The following is a 5,602-nucleotide window of genomic DNA, read 5'->3' on the forward strand; positions in this document are numbered from 1 at the left end:
CTTGGAGCATGCCAGGCCCTTCCGCGCGAATGCTCCGGTTGCTCGAGCTGCTCCAGTCCGCCCAGATACGCACTGTCGGGGAGCTGGCCGAGCTTCTGGAGGTCGACGAGCGCACGGTGCGCCGCTATGTCGCCCACCTCGCGGAGATGGGCATCGAGATCGACGCGGTGCGGGGGCGCTACGGCGGGTATCGCCTGGCCGCTGGCTCCCGCATGCCGCCGGTCATCCTCGATGACGACGAAGCCGTCGCCGTGATCCTCGGCCTCCTGCGGGCACAGTCCTCGACCGGAGCACCCGACATCGACGCCCAGACCGCGCTGGCGAAGTTCCGGCGCGTCCTGCCCGCGGCGTCGGTGCGCCGGCTCGACCAGCTGATGGCCACCGCCGTGTTCGCCGACGCCCCGTCACCGCGAGAGGGGGCTGACGGCGACGCTCCCGACGGCAGCATCCTGCTGGCGCTCGCCGACGCGATCAGCGAGCGCCAGCCGCTCCAGATGCGCTACCGCAACGCCGACGGAGAACCCTCGCTGCGCACGGTCCATCCTTACGATCTCGTCGCCCGCGCCGGGCGCTGGTACCTCGTCGCCCTCGATGTCGCCCGAGGCGAGGAGCGCACGTTCCGCCTCGACCGCGTCCGCACGGCGCGCGCAGTGCCGGGCACCTTCGTGGCGCCCTCACCACGCGATGCGGCACGCCGCCTGGTTGACGGGTTCGCCGCCGCGGACTATCGCTGGCTGGTGCGCTTCCGCATCCGCGCCTCCCGCGACCACATCCGCGCACACCTCCCGGACTCCGTGGCCCAGCTCCAGCCGTGCGATGGGGACGACGAGAAGAACGATCCGGGGGATGAGCCGTGGTTCCGGGCCGAGATCCGGGCTCAGCGCCTGGATTGGCTGCCCGGGGTGATCGCTGCGCTCGGATGCCCCGTGCTCATCGAGGAGCCGGAGGAGCTGCGCGACCTCGCGCGCGCCGCGGCCGCCCGACTGCTGCGCGCCGCCGGCGACGAGGCGCAGTGAGCGCGACGCGGAGTCATGAGCTCGGCGGAGAGCGGTGAGCCCGACGAGAGGTGGCAGGCATGGTTCTCGTGCACCTTCGCGGGACCCAGGGCCGGTGCGTGCCCGGCGAGAACTCACTCGGTCCCGGGCCGTCCGCGGTTCCGTTTGATCTGCGCGCGGCGGCGTTTTCCCTCCAGTCGGCGACGCTGAGATCCCTTCGTCGGCCGTGTCGATCGGCGTGCCACCGGTGGGACCAGGGACTCGCGCAGGAGCGCAGCCAGGCGTTCCCGGGCGGCGGTGCGATTCCGGCGCTGTGCGCGGTTCTCCTCGGCGCTGATCGTGAGCGTCGTTCCCGAGAGCCGCGCAGCGAGCCGGTCCATGGCCCGTTCGCGCTGGGTATCGCTGAGCGCCGTCGTGGTCGCGAGATCGAGGCTGAGCTGGACGCGGGAATCTGTGGTGTTCACGCCCTGGCCGCCCGGTCCGGAGGAGCGGGAGAACTGCTCGGTCAGCTGCGCCGCCGGGATCCGCAGACCGCGGGGCGCGCCGGGGCCCGGAGGCACGTACAGATCGTCCATGCCTCGAGTGTGCCCGGTCGCGAGGGGATCTGCAGAGCTCAGCGTGCTCGCTCACGCGCGTCGGCGCGGCGCAGCTTCTCCCGCAGCGCCTGCCGATCGGCATCGGCCCACGGGCCGGACTCCGTGAGCGGGATATCGACCAGGAAGCGCCGCTCCGTCTCGGGGATGCGGGCCACCAGCAGATCGGGATCGTGCTCCGCGGTGGCGTACAGATCCGGTCCGTCCGCGTAGTAGGGGTCCGCCAGGACGAGCCGCCCTGTCCGATTGCGCATGACGTTGGACGGGTTCTCATCGAGGGGGCCGCACCATGGGAGATCGCGCCGGGCGTCGAGGTGGATCTCGGCCACCAGAGCCGCGAGCTCCGCGAGCTCCGGCTCGGGCGCCTCGAGACGGGCCAGGAACTCCTGCGCCTCCGGGACGGACACCGCGCTCAGGCGCTCCATCAGCTGGAGATCACCGCCCCCGGCCAGCCGGCGGTGCGCGAACAGCTGCGGTACACGCCCCGTCGGGGCGGCCGCGCGGTACAGCTGCGCCGTATAGGGACCGACGGGGTCGAAGGGGCTGAGTCGCGCGACGACGTCACCGTCCGGGGAGGCGAGCGCGATCGCCCAGTCACCGGCGCCGCACCGCGCCCATCCGGCACTGCGCAGTGCCCGCTCCACATCGGTGTGCGTGGAGTCGAGCGTGACCGCGTCGGTCGCGGCCCGCACCGCGGTGTCCATGGCGGTGACCATAGCGGCCCGGGGCCGCCGCGGCACAGCGAATTACCGCGCGGCGACGGAACCTAGTCCAGGCTGTCCTCCTCGCGCAGCCGGGGCTCGACGCGTCGCTCGGGGGAGTGGCCGGCCTTGTCGGCGTAGAAGGCGCAGATGCGATCCATGTCCTCGGCCACGTTGCCGGTCAGCTCGAACGTCGGTCCGAGTCCGGTGGTCATCGTGGTGCGGTCGACGAATCCGAGAGTGACCGGAATTCCGGCCCCACGGGCGATGCGGTAGAAGCCGGACTTCCAATGCGTGTGCTCTCCGCGGGTGCCGTCGGGGGTGACGACCAGGCCGAAGGTCTCGCCCGCGCGTGAGCGCCGAACCACGTCGTCGACGACCCGACCGGCATCCTCGCGGTCCACCGGGATCCCGCCGAGTGCGCGCATGATCGGGCCCCGCCAGCCGGTGAACAGGCTGTGTTTGCCCAGCCAGTGCAAGCGGATCCCGAGCCGCCAGGCGATGGCGAGCATGAACACGAAGTCCCAGTTGGAGGTGTGCGGGGCGCCGACCAGCACGGTGGGACGATCAGGCTTGGGCTCGGTCACCAACCTCCAGCGGCTGATCGACCAGAACGCGCGGGCGGCGAGGTGGCGGAGCATGCGCTCAATCTAGAGCACGGGGGTGAGGATCCCGACACGGGGCCCTCTGTGAGGCAGGGGCCGGACCGGGAGGAGCCGTTCGGCGAGGCTGACAGCGACGGAGCAGCGGCGTCAGGCCTCTTCATCCGCCGTCGGCCAGGCATTGGGTCGGCAGCCCTGGAGGTCGATGCTCTGCTGCAGCATCACCGGCGCCGCGAGTCCGTCCCCGCCGCACGGGACGTGCTGATGGCCGAGGAAATGACCCACCTCGTGGTTGACCAGGTACGCGCGATACTCCTCGAGGTCGTCGTACGTCGGCGTCATGTGCGTCCAGCGATCCGAGTTCAGCGCGACATCCTCGCCGATCCGGCAGCTCCAGAGCCCGTTGGTCCTCGCCGGCAGGCACATCTGATCGACCGTGGGCGGCGAGGCGAGGGAGATCGTGAAGTCCGCCTGGTCAGGGTCGGAGATCTGCTGGAAGTGGACGTCCTCGGTGCTCTGCCAGCCGCGGTCGTCCCCGAGGATCTCCGCGATGGTTCGTGCCGTCTCCACGGCGTCGATACCGATCCCGTTCTCGACGCGCAGCGCATAGGTGTGGACCGTCTCCGATGTCGGCTCGGCGCTGGTGACCGGTTGCGCCGTGGTCCAGGTGCCGTCGCCGACGGTGCCGGACTGCACGATCTCCTCGTCCCGCGCGTCCGGTTCGTCGGTCGACGTCGGCGTTGCGGCCTCGGCGACGGCCGACGGGGTCTCGGTCTCGCCGGGGGCCGCGGGGCTCTGGCCACTCGGGCCCGGTGGTGGCGAGGAGTTCTCCGGCGGGGCGAACGGCGTGATGCTGAGGACCAGCGCCACGCCGGCGACCAGTACTGCGGCTGCGACGATCCCCGACCGGAGCAGGCGCCCTCGCCGGGTGAGGACGATCCGGGAACGGGCAGATGGTGTCCGGGGCACGCGTCAACGATACGGGCCGCCGCAGATCATGCCCTCTCGCCGCGCAGAAGCAGCGTGGCGGTGATGACATCGCCGACATCGATCTGTTCGGCACGCTGGACCGCGACCTTGATGGGCAGCAGGAACCGCCCGTCCTTGGGCCACATCGCGGTCTCGAACTCGGTGTCCCCGATCGCGGCGACGACGGGAACCTGACCCCAGTACATGAGCCCACGAGCGGCGTCTTTCGCGTCCTGGGAGATGTCTGCCGGCAAGGGCGCGAAGACGTACGGGGCCGGGCCCCGCCACGGGATCAGCTCTGCCGTGAACTCCCACGCCATGACCCTGAGAGTACTGTCCGCGAGGCCTGTCTGCGCGTCCCCGTCGTCCTTCCGCTCGCCGCCGGGTCGCACACCCCGGCATAGACTCGCCAGGGATGGACGCGCCAGCGCCGGACGCCGATGCTCGAGGACGCCTCGGGCCCGTCTTCTACGCCTCGCTGACCCTGTCGGTCGCCTTCGTGATCGTCGGGATGCTGCTGCCGGTCGCGCTCTCCGACTCTCTGGCAGCGATCCGCGGGGTCGTGGTCGGCACGTTCGGGCCCGTGTACCCGGTGACCGTGACGCTGCTGCTGGCCTTCGTCGTCGTCCTCGCGCTGTTGCCCGTCGGGCGGGTGCGGCTGGGCGGACCGGAGGCGGAGCCGGAGTTCGGCGCGGTGTCCTGGATCGCGATGCTCGTCAGCGCGGGGGTGGGGCTCAGCTTCCTGTTCTGGGGAGCGGCCGAACCGCTCATCCACCTCGCCGAGCCGCCGCACGGCACCGCCGAGCCCGGCTCGAGGGAGGCCGCCCGCGCGGGGATGCGCTACGCGTTCCTGTTCTGGGGCCCGCACGCGTGGGGAATCTACGCGGCCGTCGCGATCGCCATCGGGTACGCGGGCTTCAACCGCGGCAGCGGCATGCTGGTCAGCTCCGCCTTGCGCCCGCTGCTGGGGCGGCTCGCCGACGGCTGGGCGGGGCACGTGGTCGACACTCTCGCCGTGCTCGCGATCCTGTTCGGCGTCGCCACGTCCCTGGGGCTCGGCACCGGCGAGCTCAACGCCGGCCTCGCCGACCGGTTCGGTGTGGCCGACTCCTACGGGGTGAAGATCCTGATCATCGCCGCGCTGATGACGTTCGCGACCATCTCGTCCATGACAGGGCTCGGGCGTGGGATCCGATGGCTGAGCCTCGCCAACGCCGCCCTGTGCGGCGTGCTCCTCGTGCTCGTGCTCCTCAGCGGTCCCACCACCTCGATCCTGTCGACGCTGAGCACCGGCGTCGCGGACTTTGCGCGCGGATTCGCCGGGATGAGCCTGGCGACCGAGGGCGGGCCGGGCAGCTCGTGGACGGGGGAGTGGATCTACTTCTTCTGGGCGTGGTGGATCGGATGGGCGCCGTTCGTCGGCACGTTCATCGCGCGGATCTCGAGGGGTCGCACCATCCGCGGCATCGTCGTCGGCGTGGTTCTGGCCCCCAGCCTGATCAGCGTGGTGTGGTTCTCGGTCTTCGGGGGCACCTCCCTCGAGCGGGAGCTCAGCGGCGCCGTCTCGGTCTCCGACATCGCCGGGCAGGCGAAGTCGGTGGCAACGTTCGCGGTGTTCGACACGCTGCCGCTGACGGGACTCGTCCTCGCGCTGCTGGTCCCGGTCCTGGCACTGCTGTTCATCACCTCAGCGGACTCGGCCTCGTTCATGCTCGGCAGCACCACCACCGGGGGCGGGCTGA

At 71.3% G+C, this 5,602-nt stretch carries 7 protein-coding genes; 2 read left to right on the forward strand and 5 right to left on the reverse strand.

Annotated elements, in window-relative coordinates:
- A partial coding sequence (locus AC5020_RS16775; protein ID WP_464989124.1) for a helix-turn-helix transcriptional regulator occupies positions 1 to 1,016 on the forward strand: 1,016 nt, incomplete at its 5' end.
- Positions 1,017 to 1,129: 113 nt separating this feature from the next.
- Here AC5020_RS16775 and arfB read toward each other — a convergent pair.
- The 5 genes from arfB to AC5020_RS16800 form a co-directional block, all read right to left on the reverse strand.
- Positions 1,130 to 1,570 (reverse strand): alternative ribosome rescue aminoacyl-tRNA hydrolase ArfB, encoded by a 441-nt coding sequence (arfB, locus tag AC5020_RS16780; RefSeq protein ID WP_464989125.1) that lies wholly within the window; start codon positions 1,568 to 1,570, stop codon positions 1,130 to 1,132.
- Between the two features lie 38 nt (positions 1,571 to 1,608).
- Positions 1,609 to 2,292, reverse strand: a complete 684-nt coding sequence (locus AC5020_RS16785; protein WP_464989126.1) for a hypothetical protein — start codon at positions 2,290 to 2,292, stop codon at positions 1,609 to 1,611.
- 62 nt (positions 2,293 to 2,354) lie between these two features.
- Entirely contained in the window at positions 2,355 to 2,930 is a 576-nt protein-coding gene (locus AC5020_RS16790) for a 1-acyl-sn-glycerol-3-phosphate acyltransferase (RefSeq protein WP_464989127.1), read from the reverse strand.
- A gap of 111 nt (positions 2,931 to 3,041) precedes the next feature.
- Positions 3,042 to 3,860, reverse strand: a complete 819-nt coding sequence (locus tag AC5020_RS16795; protein WP_464989128.1) for a DUF3152 domain-containing protein — start codon at positions 3,858 to 3,860, stop codon at positions 3,042 to 3,044.
- 26 nt (positions 3,861 to 3,886) lie between these two features.
- Positions 3,887 to 4,180, reverse strand: coding sequence for a DUF1905 domain-containing protein (locus tag AC5020_RS16800; RefSeq protein WP_464989129.1), 294 nt, complete (start codon positions 4,178 to 4,180; stop codon positions 3,887 to 3,889).
- 95 nt (positions 4,181 to 4,275) lie between these two features.
- On the opposite strand from AC5020_RS16800, the gene AC5020_RS16805 reads away from it, so the two are divergent.
- The coding region (locus AC5020_RS16805) for a BCCT family transporter (protein WP_464989130.1) at positions 4,276 to 5,602 on the forward strand (1,327 nt) is incomplete at its 3' end.

Source organism: Brachybacterium sp. SYSU DS0246, from assembly GCF_059391765.1.

Coding starts and splice junctions, on each gene's coding strand:
- arfB (WP_464989125.1), bottom strand. CDS start 1,570: ATGGACGATCTGTACGTGCCTCCGGGCCCCGGCGCGCCCCGCGGTCTG.
- AC5020_RS16785 (WP_464989126.1), bottom strand. CDS start 2,292: ATGGACACCGCGGTGCGGGCCGCGACCGACGCGGTCACGCTCGACTCC.
- AC5020_RS16790 (WP_464989127.1), bottom strand. CDS start 2,930: ATGCTCCGCCACCTCGCCGCCCGCGCGTTCTGGTCGATCAGCCGCTGG.
- AC5020_RS16800 (WP_464989129.1), bottom strand. CDS start 4,180: ATGGCGTGGGAGTTCACGGCAGAGCTGATCCCGTGGCGGGGCCCGGCC.